The 18,687-nt window shown below is 40.2% G+C and carries 16 protein-coding genes; 6 read left to right on the top strand and 10 right to left on the bottom strand.

Annotated features, from left to right (window positions below):
• Positions 1 to 6 precede the first annotated feature (6 nt).
• The 6 genes from EGN73_RS21185 to EGN73_RS21160 form a co-directional block, all read right to left on the bottom strand.
• Positions 7 to 852: an MbnP family protein gene (locus tag EGN73_RS21185; protein ID WP_219287046.1), complete on the bottom strand. Its 846-nt coding sequence runs from the start codon at positions 850 to 852 to the stop codon at positions 7 to 9.
• Between the two features lie 91 nt (positions 853 to 943).
• Entirely contained in the window at positions 944 to 1,909 is a 966-nt protein-coding gene (locus EGN73_RS21180) for a hypothetical protein (protein ID WP_219294056.1), read from the bottom strand.
• Positions 1,902 to 2,909 carry a cytochrome-c peroxidase gene (locus EGN73_RS21175; protein ID WP_246611698.1) on the bottom strand — a complete coding sequence of 336 codons (1,008 nt, stop codon included), beginning with the start codon at positions 2,907 to 2,909 and terminating at the stop codon, positions 1,902 to 1,904. The genes EGN73_RS21180 and EGN73_RS21175 overlap by 8 nt, the downstream gene beginning before the upstream one ends.
• Positions 2,910 to 2,969: 60 nt before the next feature.
• The gene (locus tag EGN73_RS21170; protein ID WP_246611697.1) at positions 2,970 to 3,812 is read right to left on the bottom strand and encodes an MbnP family protein; all 843 of its coding nucleotides are present in this window, start codon (positions 3,810 to 3,812) and stop codon (positions 2,970 to 2,972) included.
• Between the two features lie 89 nt (positions 3,813 to 3,901).
• On the bottom strand, positions 3,902 to 4,288 hold the full coding sequence (locus EGN73_RS21165; protein WP_219294052.1) for a hypothetical protein: 387 nt from the start codon (positions 4,286 to 4,288) through the stop codon (positions 3,902 to 3,904).
• Between the two features lie 208 nt (positions 4,289 to 4,496).
• Positions 4,497 to 4,871 carry a hypothetical protein gene (locus tag EGN73_RS21160; RefSeq protein ID WP_219294050.1) on the bottom strand — a complete coding sequence of 125 codons (375 nt, stop codon included), beginning with the start codon at positions 4,869 to 4,871 and terminating at the stop codon, positions 4,497 to 4,499.
• 215 nt (positions 4,872 to 5,086) lie between these two features.
• On the opposite strand from EGN73_RS21160, the gene EGN73_RS21155 reads away from it, so the two are divergent.
• A complete protein-coding gene (locus EGN73_RS21155) occupies positions 5,087 to 5,383 on the top strand; it encodes an avidin-fold protein (RefSeq protein ID WP_219294048.1) in 297 nt (98 codons plus the stop codon).
• A gap of 838 nt (positions 5,384 to 6,221) precedes the next feature.
• On the opposite strand, the gene EGN73_RS21150 is transcribed toward EGN73_RS21155, so the two are convergent.
• Positions 6,222 to 6,743: an RNA polymerase sigma factor gene (locus EGN73_RS21150; protein WP_219294046.1), complete on the bottom strand. Its 522-nt coding sequence runs from the start codon at positions 6,741 to 6,743 to the stop codon at positions 6,222 to 6,224.
• Positions 6,744 to 6,985: 242 nt separating this feature from the next.
• Here EGN73_RS21150 and EGN73_RS21145 point away from each other — a divergent pair, with 242 nt between their 5' ends.
• The 5 genes from EGN73_RS21145 (at position 6,986) to EGN73_RS21125 (ending at position 13,095) form a co-directional block, all read left to right on the top strand.
• Entirely contained in the window at positions 6,986 to 7,819 is an 834-nt protein-coding gene (locus tag EGN73_RS21145; protein ID WP_219294044.1) for a fumarylacetoacetate hydrolase family protein, read from the top strand.
• A 72-nt stretch (positions 7,820 to 7,891) separates the two neighbouring features.
• A complete protein-coding gene (locus EGN73_RS21140; RefSeq protein WP_425515049.1) occupies positions 7,892 to 8,905 on the top strand; it encodes an aldehyde dehydrogenase family protein in 1,014 nt (337 codons plus the stop codon).
• Positions 8,906 to 8,942: 37 nt separating this feature from the next.
• On the top strand, positions 8,943 to 10,052 hold the full coding sequence (locus EGN73_RS21135) for an alpha/beta hydrolase-fold protein (RefSeq protein ID WP_219294034.1): 1,110 nt from the start codon (positions 8,943 to 8,945) through the stop codon (positions 10,050 to 10,052).
• Positions 10,053 to 10,160: 108 nt separating this feature from the next.
• Entirely contained in the window at positions 10,161 to 12,092 is a 1,932-nt protein-coding gene (locus EGN73_RS21130; protein ID WP_219294032.1) for an SMP-30/gluconolactonase/LRE family protein, read from the top strand.
• 109 nt (positions 12,093 to 12,201) lie between these two features.
• Positions 12,202 to 13,095, top strand: a complete 894-nt coding sequence (locus EGN73_RS21125) for a ThuA domain-containing protein (RefSeq protein WP_219294030.1) — start codon at positions 12,202 to 12,204, stop codon at positions 13,093 to 13,095.
• Positions 13,096 to 13,205: 110 nt separating this feature from the next.
• Here EGN73_RS21125 and EGN73_RS21120 read toward each other — a convergent pair whose 3' ends face one another.
• From EGN73_RS21120 to EGN73_RS21110, 3 genes are all read right to left on the bottom strand, one after another.
• Positions 13,206 to 14,378 (bottom strand): alpha/beta hydrolase-fold protein, encoded by a 1,173-nt coding sequence (locus tag EGN73_RS21120; protein ID WP_219294028.1) that lies wholly within the window; start codon positions 14,376 to 14,378, stop codon positions 13,206 to 13,208.
• A 44-nt stretch (positions 14,379 to 14,422) separates the two neighbouring features.
• On the bottom strand, positions 14,423 to 15,637 hold the full coding sequence (locus EGN73_RS21115; RefSeq protein ID WP_219294026.1) for a cupin domain-containing protein: 1,215 nt from the start codon (positions 15,635 to 15,637) through the stop codon (positions 14,423 to 14,425).
• Between the two features lie 76 nt (positions 15,638 to 15,713).
• Positions 15,714 to 17,981 carry an outer membrane protein assembly factor BamB family protein gene (locus EGN73_RS21110; RefSeq protein WP_219294024.1) on the bottom strand — a complete coding sequence of 756 codons (2,268 nt, stop codon included), beginning with the start codon at positions 17,979 to 17,981 and terminating at the stop codon, positions 15,714 to 15,716.
• Positions 17,982 to 18,687: the final 706 nt, after the last annotated feature.

Raw genomic sequence — 18,687 nt, 5'->3', positions numbered from 1 at the left:
TTTACATTAATTACCCGAAGTAGAGGTAGCTGATTTCAATTCAAAGGAATTAAAGTAATTGTTTGTCAACTCCTCCATAAGATCTGGACTAGTGGCTCCGATGACAGTATTAACCCATGGAAGCTCGAAATCTACCACACCTTTTACATCCAAATTGACTATCACTTCAGAAGAAGTAGTAGAATTTATAGTAATCGGCTCAGCAAATTCGAATACCTTATCACCATAAAAATCATTAGATCCTGTTTCCCAATAGAAACTCTTCGACTCAGGTTCATCTTTTAGCCAAGTCATCTTTCCTGAAACCGATGTAAAAATATAGCTTGTAAACCACATCCAGTTGTCAGCAGCCATTCCATTCAAGGCATTCAATTCTCCTACTGTCAATGTCAGGTTATCATTGTATTTTGGTTCAACACCAATATGAAACTTGATGGCTTTATAATCACCTGCTGGAATATTTGCAATGTCAACTTTCTCTCTTTTGTTTGCAGGATATACTTTGTTGAAACTTCCGTCCTGGACAGGTATAGCATTGTTTTCCTCAATAAGGTAGTAAGAATTCGGAACCAAATGCTCTTCGCCGGATACATCAATGAAGCTTACGTTACTTACCCAATATCTTAACCTGGTAAATTCATATTCCAAATCAAATTCCCCTGATTCATTGTTCAGTTTATAAGGAAATGGTTTGTTCAATTCAAAATTGGCATCTCCATAGCGTGCATCAAAGGTAATGCTGACTTTCCCTTCTACAATTGCTGCTGGACCTTCAATCTCTACATATTGAGTTTCAACACATGCAGATAACAAAAGAATTATTAAGACTGAAATTAATATATTCGTTTTCATATTTTTTTGTTATTAAATTTGAAATTTTCTATTTTTCTATTGATTTATTTGGCAAAATTTATTGCCATTTTATTTTTTATTTATATTTTTTTTATTCATTTGAAAAGCTGAATACACTTTTCTTATCAACCTTACCAATAAACGCAATCATAGTCACTGAAAACCTCCCTTTGGATTCAATATGTACATGATCATCACTATTGAAACTTTGGCTGATGGGGAGTTGGTAGTTGGCATGGAGCATCATTTTGCTGAACTGAAGCTGAATTCCGGCTTGTCCAAAAGTATAATGTCCTCCACTGTTGACTTGATAGAAGCCTTCAAAAGTATGCATCCCGGCCTTTTCATGGTATATTCCAAGCATAGGAATGGGAATTACTTTTTCTGCTCTTGGCTTGTAAAATATACTGCCCTGTACATTGTACTGATTGCCAAACCTGTAATCAATGGCATTGGCGGTGTTGAATTTATAAACCCCTTCCACATTGAAACCCCAGCGGTTTTTCATCGTGGTATAGTTTGCCATGGAGATGAAGTCCCAAGACCCACTTCCCAACTGAAAATTTGGATTGATCAACTGAACGGTATTGGAGTATTCAAAATCGGCCAGAGGTGCTTTGAGGCCAGCACCGATCCAAAGATTATGCAGCCATGACTCCATGGGGTTTCCCTTTTGATCCAATACTTTGTAATTCAACAACATCATCGGATCACCAAATCCGTTCAAGGTTTCATTTTCATGACTTCCTTTCATCTGATTGTACATGTAAGGCAGGACGACATTGAGCTGTAACCTCTCCTTCAATGCCACTCTTCCCATGATATCCAATCGTTGGTAGCGGTCGTTGGAGTACTCCAGCTGACCAGCATGCCACATTTCTGCGTAGAAATGCGCTTGGGAGTATTTGACGCCTATAAAGTGGGCTTCATTTTGGGGAATGATCCCAAAATTAAATCCTCCCAAAGCACAGCCACAAGCTTCACAGGCTTTGGATTGCTGAGGGAGATGGAAAATTGAGACGAATAGGATTGCAATTAATTTGAAATATCTAGTCATTGGAATTGAAGAAAATAGGGTTAGTAAGAAATCCGGGATCGGTCAAGGTTTTCAGAAAAGCGATGATCTGTTCCTTTTCCTCAGCATTCAATGAAATGACAGGTTTTCCTGAAGCAAACACCTTCGGGTCAATACTGACCTGTTCTGCCACTCCTTCAGTATAATGGTCCAAGACCTGCTTTAGGGTCTCAAACCTTGCATTGTGCATATAGGGGCTCGTCACTTCAATGTTTCGAAGGGAAGGCACCTTGAACTTGGCCCGGTCCTGTGGTACTTCTGTGACGGTTTCCCTTCCCAGATCTGTAATATTGCGTTGCACGCCATTGTTTCTGTAACTCAGGTCTGTAAACAAGGGCTCTTGATGACAGCTTTCACAGTGTTGTCGAAAGAGCTCGAGGCCTTTTAACTCCAAGGAGTTAAGGGCCTGCTGATCACCTTGCACATACCTGTCATACTTGGAGTCAGCAGACAGCATCATTAGCATAAACTGACTCAGGGCATGCAACACATAGGGCCCAGTTACTTCCTCAATGCCAAAGGCATCCTTGAACAAAGCCGGATAATCCGCACTTCTGCTAATCCTCGCCACTACTTCTTCAAAGCTGAGATCCATTTCGATTTCTGATTCAAAGGCCAAAATGGGTGCAAAGTCCAGATGGGTCACTCCACCATCCCAGAAGAACTCCTTTTGGAATGCCAGATTGAATAAAGGAGGTGCATTTCTTTTTCCTTCTCTATCCTCCACACCGAAGCTGAATGGATGCAGCATGATATCCGCAAATGCATGGCTCTGAACATGACAGGAGGAACAGGATATGGAACCATCCCGGGAAAGAGAAGGATCATTAAACAACCTTCTTCCAAGTTTAAACCCTTTTTCATTGACCTGATTATTTCTGAAGGTGTAAGTCGGTTCAGGGAAATGTGCTGGTTTCTCAAACTTGTACACGTCAACTTTAGGATGCTCAGCAACTGGTTCACATCCATTTATCACTATCATAATTAACAAGAGTACAGGCCCAAAAAGCCTGACTCTTGTTTTGTAAAAGCTAATCATAAATTACTGATGGGTGTGATCCACAATAAATGCCCCTGCAAGTCTTTGGGCAAAAGGTTTACCGGCAGCAGGGGAATGGATGTTATTTTCCATCTCAAAATCTGCATCGCCAATGACTTTCAATAGGTCCATGTGGATGTGTGGAGAGGGACGTAGGCTTTCACTTACCCTGACTGTAGCATCAAAATCCAGTGATATCTCCACATTATTGTCGAAGAACCTTTGTGGGTCTTCGTTTTCAGATGGAATATTTTTCCATCCTCCGATATGCAACCTAACTCTGTTGGTGATATCCCCCTGCACAACCGGTGATGATGGAGAATGACCTTCAAAAAGGTAGTGGATAAATCCGGAATTCCAGTTCCAAAACCATCCACCAGCTGCTCTATCTAAAATACCACCAACAGCACCTTCTTGAATTCCGTCTTCTCTTACACCTAAGGTGAAGGTGATTTTATTGTACTGTCCGGCAGGAACATCCTTCAAATGGATATTATAAGTATCAGGCTCTCCTTGGACTACACGATAGTACCCTTTGATTTGGCTCGCATCTGCTGTAGCATTCATCTCATCCACGAATACTTCCCCATTTGGTCCGGAAAGCTTTACATGGCTGATGTAATAGCCAAATCTTGTGATGTTGAATTCTTGACCTTTGGCAGTCGTATATCGGTAATTGGTACTTCCCAATTCATCCAGGATCATGGTTTGGTTACCTACATAATTGTCAAATTTGACAATCATCTCTCCCATTTCATTGATGGTCGGGTTTTCTGATTCCTGACATGAGAATAGAACTACAACAAACAGCAATAGCATTGAACTGATATTTTTGAAAACTTTCATTTTGAATTTGATTTTTTAATTTCTGAAAATGTGGTTGAACAGGCCATACCTGTTCCACAAAGTGTCCGGAATGACAGTTTGCGGGAACTCTATAATAAAAAGCTTGCTGTTGCAGGTGGCCTGCCCAGGACCCTAAGGTAGCTTTGATAGGCCCTGTTTTTCAAAAACCCAACATGATCAAAGTCGGCTGCAAGGCAAAGCCTTGGAAGCTCAAGATCTAGGGAAAAAAGTGTAAACAAATTAAAATCAGAACGAAAATCCATCCAGCTGGATTCCTGATCCTGAGTTGCTTGGTCCAGCTGCTTATTTAGAAAGCACTGCCCATTACATTGGGACATGGGAATGTCCTTATTTTCACAAAACATCTCCGTAATAAACGAGCGGTTCAGCTGAAAATTGACACAAATAACCGAATAGACCATACTGTTGAGTATGATCATCCAAGCCATACTAATGACAAAAAGACTGCGTACCATGGATTTTCCTAAACTGAACTAGTCAGTAGCGGCTTACAAATAATTTATGATGATGGGACATCCCGGGGCATCGCCAGGATCAAATGAAGGTGAAAAATGGTTGTGCTGCGGAAACCTAAATTCCAAACAAGCTCCCTGATTTTTAAAAGGATAAAAACCAGAGAACCGAAACTTAGAATTAAGGTCAATCAGACCAAACAACCCAAGCTCAAATCTGTGGAGGAATATCAATTGAACTTATAAAATTGCTGAAAACAGGTTCAGAAAATTGTTCTGAAAAAGTAATATCAAAAGCTGCCATAGGTCCTGACAATTCCCAATCAGCTTGGAAAGCTATAAACTGGCCAAAGTCAAGGGAAAAGGAATGCTGACTATTCTGCTCCTGCTTTTCCTTCTCTGCTTTCAGTTGTTGGGCAAGGTAGCATTTACCATCACATTTCAGGTCCGGCTGCGCTTTGTTGATACAAAAATTCTCAATAACCGTTGCTTTGTTTAGCTCATAGGATCCTTGGATGAGGGAATACACCATTCCGTTCAATACCAAAAGTGCTGCCATGGCTATATAGAGCAAGCTTTTCAACATAGAGGCAAATGTAGGGCACAGAAGAATATTAAACAAACAGGTTTGAAATTGAATTTTTTAGCTCCTCTTTTACAGCTTCTTCTTTGGTTGAATGATTTCATCAGGGCAAAGCAGTAGAGGAGTTCTAAATCAATCAGTTGTAAAGTCCAATCAATCAAGCAATCTAATTCATAGATCTGAAAATATAGGTATCAAAAAAGGGGCTTCAAAAAACCATGAACTACAACAACAAAAAATTCAAAGCTGTTGAAAACAGCAAAAACGGAGAATCATCTGCTTCTACTATTTTCCATTATCGCCAGGAGGGCAATATGATCAGCACAGAATATGAAGGAGGGGAAATAGTCAAGGGACATATTTTAGGAAAGGTGGACGAAGCAGGAAATATTGATATGGTCTATCAGCATATCAATTTAGATGGGGCAATCCGCACGGGTAAATGCAGGTCAAGTCCATACTTTACAAAGGATGGAAGACTCTGCTTAAAAGAAGTCTGGCAATGGAACTATTGAAACCTATCAAAGGGATTGTAAGAAATATCTATTAGAAAAATATTTGGGGCTGACACGGGTTCTATCCTTCTAAAACTTACCAAACAGTATTTTGTATTGATTTATTGGTTTCATTTGTGTTAGCTACACCTTTTATTTGGTTTGGCGCAAATAAATGGTTACAGAATTTCGCTTATCATGTAGAAATTACTCCTTTTCTTTTTATCAAAGCAGCATTACTGATAGGAATAATTACAATGTTAACTGTTATTTTTCAATCTATAAAAGCTGCATATGGGAATCCTGCTAAAGTACTTAAGGGGGATTAAATGAATTCTATAACCCAAGCATCCGTTAATTAAATCTCAAATTCACAATGCTATTGGGTAGATTTGAAAAGATTTTATATCTATTTCAAGTATTCACTCAAGGACCTCCTACAGAAAGCTAATCGGATGCTCATCAAAGTTATATTTGGGTCAGTGCCAAAGAGAGTGGGGATTTTTTCACGAAGAAACGAATCGTGGCGGAAACATCCCCACTCCTACTCTACTCATTCCCGGAATGTGTAGATCTGTGGATAGACATTGCAAACCAAAAAAGTACTTTACTCCTTTCCTTGACATCTAAAATTTTCAGGCAATCAACCTTGAAGGCCTCTGTATTTTAGATCACAGAATTGAAGGAAAAAGTAAAATTGACCCACCCCCATAAACACGATTTTTTTCATTTTTTTCTCATTGAAAAGGGAGGCGGTTACCAGAGGATGGATTTCGCCAAACCATAAAGACATTTAAAGCTATAATCCTCAAAATCTCAAAGCCCTCCTTTTCTGGTCGGGCGGATACATTTGAATTTTCTATTCGGCCTGGTAAAAATGGTTTCCCATGGTTCCTTTTGAAAGCCCCAACTTGGAAGCTATTTTACACGCTGTAAGATTCTCCAAACCCTTCAATAAGGAAATTTGCTTTTGTTGTTTGGGGAAATTCTCGGTCGCCTTTGAAGATAACATATTTAATTCTTCATGTATCACCTCACTTTCAGCGATTCCGCTTTCCTGTCCTAGGTGTTGGATTGCATATTTCTGATTGGCTGTCTTTCTAGCTTCTGATTTTACTTTTTTATACAGTTTGGATTTTAAAATTGTAAGCAGGTATGTATTGAAAGAAAAATCAGGATTGAGGTTTTCCCGCTTTTCCCAGATTAAAATAAAAATTTCCTGGACCAAACCTTCAGCATCTTCTTGGGAAACAGACATTCGCTTTGCTATATGGATCAATTTAGGAGAAAACAATTCACATAAATTTGAAAATGCTTTACGGTCTCCGGATTTTGTCCGGAAAACCAGATTGGTTATTATTTGGGAGTCAAGAGTATTCATAAGATTAGTGAAAGCAAATTATTAAATAAGTCACTTGCGCTTAATTGATTTTACCGATTTGCAATGAAACTGAACATCACCCAACTCCAGAAGAAAACCAGAACTCCGTAATGATTCCATAAAGTGTAAATATTACACTTTTTTTTAAAAAAACACCCATTTTATCCCCGAAAAAAATTAAGTTTATGATTTGATTTCCAAAATAAAACAAAAGCTAAACCTATTAACCTGTTCATTTATCCATGAAACTTTACAAAACTGCAAAAGGAATAATAATTGAATTCAACGAGAAGTTTTACTTCAAAAGCAGCCTAAACTGGGACAATTTTGTCAACAGGGATAACCTCTATCAACAAATTAAAGCAGAAATTCCACAGCTTAATGAAATTGAATTCGGGGAAGAAATTCTAGCTCCAATTGGTACGCAGGAGATTTGGGCCTCAGGGGTTACATATATGAGAAGCCGGGAAGCAAGGATGGAAGAATCCAAAGAAAGTGGAGCGGCAGTCTTTTATTCTCATGTTTATGAGGCCGAAAGACCAGAGCTGTTTTTTAAATCCAGCTATTTTAGAGCATCCGGTCCAAGCGAATCTGTTTATATAAGAAAAGACTCCCAGTGGAACGTTCCTGAGCCTGAGCTGACTCTTTTTGCAAGTACTTCAGGTAAAATCGTCGGTTATACCATCGGAAACGACATGAGCAGTAGAGACATTGAAGGAGAAAACCCCCTTTATCTCCCACAGGCAAAGTGTTATGAAAGAGCCGCTGCAATAGGTCCATGTCTATATGTACCGAAATCCCCCATTGACCCTGATACAAGCATCACAATGAAGATCATTCGAAAGGGTAAAGAAGTTTTTCAGGGGCAGATTTCGATCAATCAAATGAAAAGAAAGCATACTGAATTAATAGAGTTTCTGTATAGAGAAATGCATTTCCCAAATGGAGTTTATTTAATGACAGGAACCTGTTTGGTCCCAGATGACACTTTCAGCTTACAAGTTGATGATCAGGTTAAAATCAAAATCCCTGAAATCGGAGAGTTGATTAATACCGTCGCAATAATGCGCAATTAAATCAGGTGTGATCTGTTATTCTGAAAATTATTAAAAGCATACGATCGAAAAAAAACATATTACTTATTTAAAATTGAATACACTATGAAAAATACTTTTGACGCTATTTTTGAACAGGCTCAAGATGCTTTTTTAAGCTATAAATACCTTTCGGGAAAGAAAAAAGCTGGATTCTTAAATGAGATTGGCAATGGTCTGGAAAGAATCAAAACCAAGTTGATCCCATTGGCATCTTCGGAATCAAACCTTCCTGAAGGAAGAATTACAGGTGAACTTGGACGTACTGTAGGTCAGATCAGGCTTTTCGAGAAACTTATTGAAGAGGGTAGCTGGGTGGAAGCCACCATTGACCATGGTGATCCTAAAAGAACTCCTGCACCAAAACCTGATATTAGAAGGATGCTATCCCCTTTAGGTCCTGTAGTTGTATTTGGGGCAAGTAATTTTCCCTTAGCATTTTCTACAGCAGGAGGAGATACAATTTCAGCCTTGGCAGCTGGATGTCCAGTAATTTACAAAGCCCATCCCGCCCATCCCAAAACATCCAATCTGGTAGCAGAGGTTATCTTTGAGGCTTTATCTGTATCAGGTTTGCCTGAGGGCATATTCACACATGTTGAAGGTGGAATACCGGAAGGTCAGAAATTGGTCAAGCATCCAACTGCCAAAGCTGTTGCCTTTACAGGTTCTTACTACGGAGGTATGGCCCTCTTTGAACTGGCATATCAAAGGGAGGAGCCTATACCTGTATTTGCTGAGATGGGCTCAATCAATCCAGTTTTTGCTTTCAAAAATAAGCTTGAAAAAGAATTGGACAATCTTGCCAGATCCTATGCTGCTTCATTGACTTTGGGAGCAGGTCAGTTCTGCACAAATCCAGGACTTATTTTTATACCAAAAACTTATGCAAAACAATTTTCCCAAGCCGTTCAATCAGAATTGAATGAGGTCGTTGCAGCCCCAATGTTACATGAAGGAATTGCTAAAAGCTATTATGCTGCTTTGGATCAATTCCAGCAAAGACAGGAATTAGATTGGATTAAAGTCTCAGAGAAAAAAGATTTGGAGCATTTGAAATTAGCATGAAATAAATCTATCCATTAAACCTATACCTAAGATAACCATGAAAAAGCACCTTGTTTTTACCTTGTTTTTTTTCTCGGTCGCATACCTGTCTTATGCCCAATCCGGGGAAGTTATTGAGGACTTTAAACCTTCAAGTCTCAATCAGCCTGGCAAAGAGTATCCTAAAGTCAATTCACAGGGATATGCCAGATTTCGCATAGAAGCTCCTGAAGCCCAAAGTGTCAAAGTAAGCCTGGGATTGGGCGGAAGAGGAGGCACTACCCTTTCCAAAACTGAAGATGGGTTTTGGGAGGGGACAACAGAGGGCCCTTTGGATGAAGGATTTCATTATTATAATATCACTGTGGATGGAGGAAAGTTTAATGACCCGGGAGCATTGAATTTCTTTGGCTCCATCCGATGGGAAAGTGGTATTGAAATTCCAGCACATGACAAAGAATTTTATGCCCTGAAAGATGTGCCCCATGGCCATGTCCACCAGATCCTGTTTCCTTCCAAATCTACGGATACTTCCAGAAGGGCCTTCGTCTATACCCCTCCAGGGTACCATAATGAGTTGGACAAATCTTACCCTGTGCTTTACCTGCAACATGGTTGGGGGGAAGATGAAACGGCCTGGACTAATCAGGGTCATGCAAATCTCATCATGGACAATTTAATCGCAGAGGGTAAAATCAATCCCTTCATCATTGTGATGACATATGGAATGACCAATGAAACAAAATTCGGTGGCTTGAGGGATTTTGACATCACTCCTTTCCAAACTGTTTTAGTGGATGAGCTAATTCCTTATATAGATTCAAATTTCAGAACCAAAGCCAACCGAGAATCCAGGGCAATGGCAGGTTTGTCCATGGGTGGTTTTGAAACAAAATTGATCACCCTGAATAAACCTGAAGTCTTTTCACACTATGCGCTATTTAGCGGAGGAATTTATGAACCTGAGGAGCTGAAAGATCATGATAACCTAAAATTGGTCTTTATAAGCTGTGGAAGTTCTGAGAGTCCGGATAGAGTTAAAGAATCCGTAAAAAAACTACAGGAAGCTAACTTCAATGCAGTTTCATATATCTCGGAAAATACAGCGCATGAATTTCTTACCTGGAGAAGAAGTTTGTATCAGCTTGCTCCTTTACTGTTCCAATAATAACTGAAAAAACCGAGCAAATTCAAGGGAGTCAAAGTTGCAGGGTTTAATTTAAATCAGGCAATTTCCCTGTCAATTAACTTAAAGTATAATACTAACCTCATGATTATGAAGCCATCCCTAAAGTCAGTCTATTTAACTTTCATTGCCGGTACATTTTTTTGTTTTTGCCAATGCAATCCCCCTTCGGAAAATTGGGTAAAAAAAAATGAAACCCTGATTGAGAAATATGGACTGGAAAAAAGAATTCTTGATCAGGACCTGAATACCGACATTTATGCCAGCCTTGATGCCGGACAAGTTGTTAATCTAAACAGTTTTGAAAATCACGAATTATACCCTGGAGTTCAGGCCAAGTTCTTTTGGGGCACTGGTGCAATGGTCGCTATCTTAAACCTGGCGCCACAGGCTGAAATTCCCGGAGAAGCTGTTTTATCAGACAAGTTTGTTTTTGTTCTCGAAGGAGGTGTGGATTTTACTGCTGATGGGAATACCCTATCCATGGAGGCATTGGACAGGGAGGCCCCTACAGGTATTCATGGAGGCACGCCTAAGCTTGACTTTATTTACCTTGAGAAAGACAGTAAACAGGCAGTTCAGGCAGGAAACAAAGGTGCAAAATTAATGGAAGTTTACAGCCCTCATAGGCTAGACTATCTTGAAAAGGCCGGAATGGATACCAATGTCGATTTCAGCAACACTTTAACTTCCCGAGCTTTACCGAATATAGAATCAAACAAAGTTTACGATATTTATTCCATCCAATTGACCAAGCTGGCTTCTGGAGCATTTTCCAGATTGATTTCAGGAAAAAATATCCTGTTAAGCTTTTTCTACCTTGATCCGGATTCATCATTTGAAAACCATATTCATCCCGAAGAGCAAATTCAAATTACCCTGCGCGGTTCAGCTAATGAATTGCTTTTGGACGAAGAGCACTTCATGGAGGAAAACGATCTTGTCCGGATTCCCGGCAATTTTGTTCACGGAGTTTCAGTTGGAGAAAAGGGTTTTGATGGTTTGGATATTTTTTGGCCGTCAAGGGCGGATTACCTGGCAAGGGCAAAGGAACAAAAAGAATTGTTTGAATCTATTATTCCGGAAGGGTCAGAACCAACTTTGGTTATTGACGGTAAATCCACCCAGCCGGAATTGTTTTTCACGGAAGGGCCAAAATGGATGAATGGTAAACTTTACTTTTCAAACATGTTTTTTGATGAGGATTTCAATGCTGACCCAGAAAAAAGTTCTATCGTAGAAATGGATAAAGATGGTAACTACAGAAATATTACAGAGGGGAAAATGCAAGCAAATGGACTTTACCCCTATAAAAACGGCAATCTGATTGTTTGTGATATGATGGGACATCGTGTGGTGGAAATGACAACTTCCGGTCAGGTGGTCAAGGTCTTGGCAGATTCCTATGATGGAAAGCCTATTGATGGACCAAATGACATTGTCACTGACAGTAAGGGAGGCTTTTATTTTACCGACCCCCAATTCACTATGGAGGAAGAGAAATTCCAACCTGGCCGAGCTGTATATTACGTGAGCCCTGTGGGAGATATTTCCCGTGTTACCGAACCCAATGAATTTGCCATGCCCAACGGCATATTGCTCTCTGTTGATGGAAAAACCCTTTATATCAATAATACCTACGACAAAGAATCCTGGTATCCTGTTCAGAGTGAAAAAGACAATTACATCTGGGCTTATGATGTCAACGAGGACGGTTCCATTCAAAATGGCCGCCAATTTGCAAAAGTTTTATTGGTAGGAGATGTTTTGGAAAGAAAAGGCAGGTCTTCAGGAGCAGATGGGATGGCCATAGATACAGAAGGTAACCTATACGTAGCCACTTATTACGGAGTACAAATATTCAATTCAGCTGGGCAATATATAGGTATGGTCAATCTGCCCACATTTCCGATCAGCTTAAGCTTTGGTGGTGAGGACATGCAGACACTTTATATAGTCAGCTTCAGCAATGTTTATAAAATCAAGACAAACAAGAGCGGATACATCAACTACGCCGAATAAACATGAAAATATCTTAAAACCCAATGAGATTTTCTAATTCTGATACTTTCACTTTACACCCCCTATGAAAAAGCTCTTGTTGATTACTGGAATCTTAATTGGGTCTTACATGGGGAACCTAGTTGTCCAGGACACAAATAAAATTCCCGTCCTCATCGTAGATGGCTTCAGCAATCACGATTGGAAACAGACAACTAAAGTCACCAAATGGATTTTGGAAGAGACTGGAATGTTCCTGGTAGATGTGTCAACGATCCCAATAGACAGTGTACAAAGATTGGCCTGGCGTGCTGATTTTGATAAATATGCAGTTGTTATCCAGAGCAGCAACAATATCTGGGATCCTAAACTCAAATGGTCTCCGGAAGCGGAAAAGGACCTGGAAGACTACGTTGAAAATGGAGGTGGATTGTTTATTCTCCACTCTGCCAACAATGCATTTTCCCATTGGCCTGCTTACAACCAAATGATCGGAATGGGCTGGAGAAACAAATCCTATGGCTACTCTTTGGAAATAAGCAAAGATGGCAAAATCATCCGTCATGCCCCCGGAGAGGGTGAAGACACAGGGCACGGTGACAGGTTTGACGCGCTGATCCAGATCATTAACCGTCATCCGATCAACAGGGATTATCCCGATCAATGGAAGACTGCCAACACAGAAGTCTATTATTTTCCACGGGGACCGGCAGAAAACCTTACTGTATTGTCCTATGCCTATGACAGTACCGGAACCCAAAGGAAATGGCCCATTGAATGGGTAGTCAATTATGGAAAGGGCAGGGTGTACAACTCTAGTATGGGCCATCTTTGGAAAGATGAGATCTATCCTCCGGCATTCCGGTGTATTGGCTTTCAGACTACCATCATCCGGGTTACGGAATGGCTGGCAACGGGAGAAACCACCTACCCACTACCTGGAAATTTTCCCACTAAGGATAATGTAAGTCTTAGAAATGAGCGTGCGTTTCTGAATCAAGAAAATAACATTCCTTTTCAATAATCAATGAAATGACATTTGTCCACAGAGGGCTTTAAAATTCAAATTTATGGATGGGTTCTTTAGGGAAGAACACTTGATAAATTGAAGATGACCCAATCAAAAATCCAATATCAATCCTTAAAAATCTTCTGGGCAAAATCATGCAGGGATTTCCTCCAGACCTGCCATTCATGATCACCGGGAAAAGAAGCAAATTCCACCTTCACCCCTTTGGTTTGAAAGGTGTCGATCAGTTTTTTTGTGGCTGCAATTCTCATATCCTGCTCTCCAACTGAAATGTAAAAGACCTTTAGGCCAGCATTGAAAGTCTGTGATTCTGAAAGAATTCCCGGAATGATAGTTTCAGGATCAAAATCAGGCTCCGCTTCCCTTATCCCCCCAAACAATCCTGTACTGAATATTCCAATATAGTCGAATTGGTCCCTATTTCGAAGACCGGTGTAGAAAGCTTGTCCCCCACCCATTGACAATCCTGCCAAAGCCCTGTTTTCCTGATTTGGTTTTGCCCTGTAATTGCGTTCCACAAACGGGATGATGTTTTCAAAAAGTTCTTCTTTGAATGCATCCATGGCTTCATCTGTATATCCTCTGGCATTCATTCCCGGTTTGGTGACATTGCCATTAGGAATAGCAACTATCATCGGCTTTGCTTTTCCTTCTGCAATCAGGTTGTCAAGGATAATGTTGGTTTTTCCCTGTTCCGCCCACCCCCTTTCATCTTCTCCTCCCCCATGTTGGATATACAATACCGGATAGTGGACACTTTGATCCTGATCATATCCTGGAGGTGTATAGATGTTGATTTTCCTCCAGGAACCTGTGGTTTTCGAGAAATAATTCACCGATCTGAGCTCTCCATGCGGAATATCCTTCAGTTCATAAAAGTCAATACCTGCTTCATGAATTTCTATTGCACTTGCCATCCTTCCCATACCATAGAAAGTTTCACTCGCAGGGTCAGCAACCTTTAATCCTTGAATGACCAATGAATAATAATGGAATCCCGGATCCAATGGATCTGTTCTGACTTCCCAAATGCCCTGTTGATTTTTATGCATGTCATACATTTTTCCGGCGATATCTATTTGCATTTTACCGGCATTGGGTGCATTGACCTTAAACAAAACGGTCAAATCTTCAAAAATACAGGGGCAATCATTGGGATTGATATTGCTTGGAGCCGGAATTGATCCTTCAGCAACCTGGGCAACCGAATCTTGGACCCATTGGAATGAAGCCAATGTGAAAACCACATATATAAAGCTAAGTTTTGTTAAGCGCATGTCAGAAAGTTTGGGTTTTATGTTAAAGAATTTTTTCGAGGTCTTTAATGCCTGTTATCATTTCCCACCACATCATATCCTTTCCATTTATACCCTTTGGAAAGAGCAGTAGCTGCTGGCCATGCAATATCATGTTGCTTACTGGCAACCCATTTTCTTCGGTTGGCTTCCGTATCAAAAACGATCATTATCTGATAATTGTAAGAAGTCTGCTCTGCTTCAATCTCCTTAGATGTTTGCTCAGGATATATTTTTAACAATTTTGAGCTAAGATACCCTTCCTGGACCGTCATTGCAGGCACATAGATGGAATGATACATATCCTCAAAAGCCTCTGCATGTTGGTTTTCCACTTCAAATTCCATTTGCAGTGCCATGGCAGCAGGTGAATTTGAGTTTTTACCCAGGGCTGAAGGTTTGTTTTTAGAGGGATTGATACCGATGACCAACAACTCTAAATCTTCATTTCCTTCATTTGAAAACAACAGTGTCTCACCAATTCCCCCTTGAAAAGCATCGTGCGTTTTAAATTCTCCTGAATCATTTCCTATTTGTACACTTCCACTTCCTTTGGTGACATAATAGACTTCCTCAATACCGTCCAATTTTCTACTAATTGATTTTTTACCGGGCTGAATGACAACATGGTCTACATGATTCCAGTCAGTAGCAAATATTTGAGGACCAAAAATCCTGCGGTACAGGACTCCTTCTCCATTGAAGGTAGAAGGACTCCCTTTGAGCTTTTCCTTTTCCAATCTGCCATTTACAAAGGTAGGCACCTCATCCTGAGCGACTCCTACACGTGTATCACCTAAATCAAATGCATCAGTTTTACCCTTTTCTCTGCTTACTGCAAAATTCAGCCAGGTAAGGTTTTTATCTGTCGCATTGTAGATAGCATGAGAATCCCCCATTTTACATGGCACTATTGCGGGTGCTTTAATCGTACTGGTTCTCCCATTTACTGTAAACTCAGCTTCGCCGTCTAAAATGACAAACATTTCTTCAATAGAATGATGAAAGTGATGTCCTATTCCTGATTTGGGATGAATATTTCCTGCATGCAAATAGAGGAAGTTTGAAAACAAATCGTCCCTTCCTATCAACTGGGTAAAACCCATTGTGCCGGCTCCTTCATGAACTGCTGAAAGGTCTCTATAAGTTGTCGATTCGTTTGAGATAATTCTGTCTTTCAGAGATTGAGCTGATAGATGCGTAGAAATTAATAGTAAAATGAGATAAATTGCATTTTTCATAGGGTAGGTTGTTTTAGGTTTAACAAGGTGTAATGGTTATCATTATTAATTTGTCAATAGAACATAATCAGACCATTTATCTTAATCCATTGGGGGCAGGCTGCTTTTTGGGAAGTGAATAAACTACATATCCTCTAGGCATAGCACCTGGCTTCTTAGAATGGTTATAACTGTCTTTGGTAAAATTAGAGGTTGCATTGATCACCAAATACTGATTGCCGTCCAATGTGTACATGCTGGGTTGGGCATTTATTTCATGACTAGTCGTTTCTTCCCACAAAACATCTCCATTTTCTGCATCTAAGGCATACAGCTTACCTCCTTTTGCTGTGGTGAACACCACTCCAGTGGAGGTCACAATCATTCCCTTTCTCAATACTCCCCCTGGAGCACCCAAACTTTGGTCTCCCTTAGCATATAGGGAGTCTTGGCCAACAGGCCTTCTCCATTTGATGACACCCTCGTTCAGATCATATGCAAGGATCGATGACCAGGGTGGCGCTGCTAAGCCTGGCCAATCCAGACCATAATCTGTAGAGTACCGGACATCTGGATGAATTACATCTTCAGGGTAATCCGACATGGGCAAACTATGGTTTTCATCCGGTAAAATTTTCACCCCACCAGAAGCTACAACAGGCCCCTCTACTTCCTGAGCCTCAAGATTTCTCCTAAAGTTAAACGTTCTGGGGTTCCCTCCAAGGTATCGGTACAATGCCTTTAAGGTTTCCTCATCCACGTGAACAAAACCGGGCATTTGTCCCTTTCCATTCAGCACTGTATTGCTAAATTCATCATAAAAAAGATGTTCACCAATATTCTGTAATGGTGGTCCAACACCTCCTTCCATTTCTGCTCCGTGGCAGGTTTGGCAGGATGCCTTATAAAGTGTTTTCACTCGGTTGATTTGCCCAACTGACATGTCCAGTTTGGGTGGTTCTACTTTATTCAGTTTGTAAATGGATGCATGCTCTTGGGTCAGAATGTACATGATGCCCTTTTCAGGATCTGCGGCAGTATTTCCATAGTTTGAGCCCCCGAGTGCTCCTGGCATCATGACAGTTTCATACTTGTCAGATGGTGGGATGTACAAACCTGATTTTGCTTCACTTAAACGTGTATTCCACACCTCTTTTATGCTATCCGGAAAATATGGATTCAAGGTCTCAAGACTTACTTCACTCCTTGTAAATTTTGGAAGAGAAGGTATAGGCTGGGTTGGCCAAGCTTCCTCTCCTGGCATTTCGCTAGGAGGAAATGGCTTCTCTTCAATCGGAAAAACAGGCTCTCCTGTATCCCTGTCAAAAACAAAAACAAAACCGTGTTTTGTGGCAATAGCTACCGCCTCAATCCTTTTCCCATTTCGATTTAATGTAAGCAATTGCGGAGCTGGGGATAAATCATAATCCCAAAGGTCATGATGAACTGTCTGATAATGCCATAATCTTTTACCCGTCCTGGCATCCAATGCAACCAGTGAGTTTCCAAATAGGTTACTTCCGATCCGGTCAGCGCCATAATAATCATAGGTTGGTGATCCCAATGGCAGAAATGCGATTCCCTTTTCACTATCAACTGTTATTTCGCTCCAGACATTTACACCTCCTACATATTTATAAGCGTCTTTGGGCCAGGTTTCATAGCCGAATTCCCCGGGATGAGGAATAGTATGAAAAATCCATTCCATTTCACCGGTGATGACATTATAGGCCCGGACGTGTCCAGGTGGTGAAAAATAATTCTCTCCTGTCGCAGAACCAATTATTATCAAATCACCATACAACACTCCCGGCATCATGGGTTGTATCCTCCGAATTGAGGATGGAGGCCTGTCCAAGCCGGCCCTAAGGTCCACATAGCCATCATTCCCAAAACTATTAATGGATTGTCCAGTCATGGCATCAATTGCCTGGATGGTATTGTTTATTGTGAAAATCAAACGTCTATCGCTCTTATCCTCATTTTCCCAATAATTTATCCCTCGCCTGGTTATTCCAATCAGATTGGAGTGAATCCAAACTTCCTGACCATTTTTCACATTTAAAGCTATCAAAGAATTATTTTTCCCCATGACATACATAAGGGTATCTACTATGATAGGACTAAAAAAATAAGGTATATCATCTTCGGTAGGATAGGTCCAGGAAACTTCCAACTGATTCACATTTTCCGGAGTGATCTGCACTGCATTAAAATACTTGGACTGTTCAGGACTTCCTCCATAATGTGTCCAACTTGACAGAGATCTTTTTTGAGAGCTCTGCTCACAGGACAACAGAACCGAAAGGCAAATTGAATAAAATAGAAAAGGGAAAAATTTGATTTTGGTTTTTTGAGGGTTCATTATCAATCATGGTTAAAGTATAAATCCAATTTACAATCATCCTATGAGCATGGTGCATTTGCAAAACTTGAGTCTTTAATCCTGTAGAAGATAAAACTAAAGAGTTTTTTGATTTTATAAATCTATGGTTAACTGGCCTTTTAGCAAAAGTAATTACATGAAGAATCTACCGTTCATAAATTTTTAGTGTTTTTTTGACACTAATTAAAAAATCTTCCAAAATTTAAACTTGTACTTTCAGTGCAAATCAAGCATGTATTAATTGCTTCAAACATACATTTGCAAAATCCGGAAATGATTGGATTTGGGAGTTTTTAAATAGAAGAAGTTTAGTGACAATTGACCTTCAATGAGCTCAGAAATTTTCTTATCTACAAAAGATCCTGAGGTGGCTATAAGTTAATCTGTAATAGTAAATTTAAAGCTGCACTTGACATACTCTCTATCAGAGTCATGACATTGTTGTATCTGTTCCCCATCCAGCTGACAGAGAACAAATCCAAGGTTTTCTGAAGTAATCATAATGATGTTGCAGACTTTCCACTCCTTGCGCTGGAGCTTTTGATGGCCAATTATGATCCATCTGTCTGCTTGTCCATGCTCTGAGTGCAAGGGGAAACGGAATTAATCCTGCTCAGAAAACTCTTCCTGTTTAAGTCCCTTGAAAAATCCACACCATCACATCAGAAACATGAGCAGGGGCAGG

Source organism: Arthrospiribacter ruber, from assembly GCF_019343195.1.
GTDB lineage: Bacteria > Bacteroidota > Bacteroidia > Cytophagales > Cyclobacteriaceae > Arthrospiribacter > Arthrospiribacter ruber.
The sequence above is the reverse complement of the archived record's forward strand: the minus strand, read 5'-3'. Positions and strand labels throughout refer to the sequence as shown.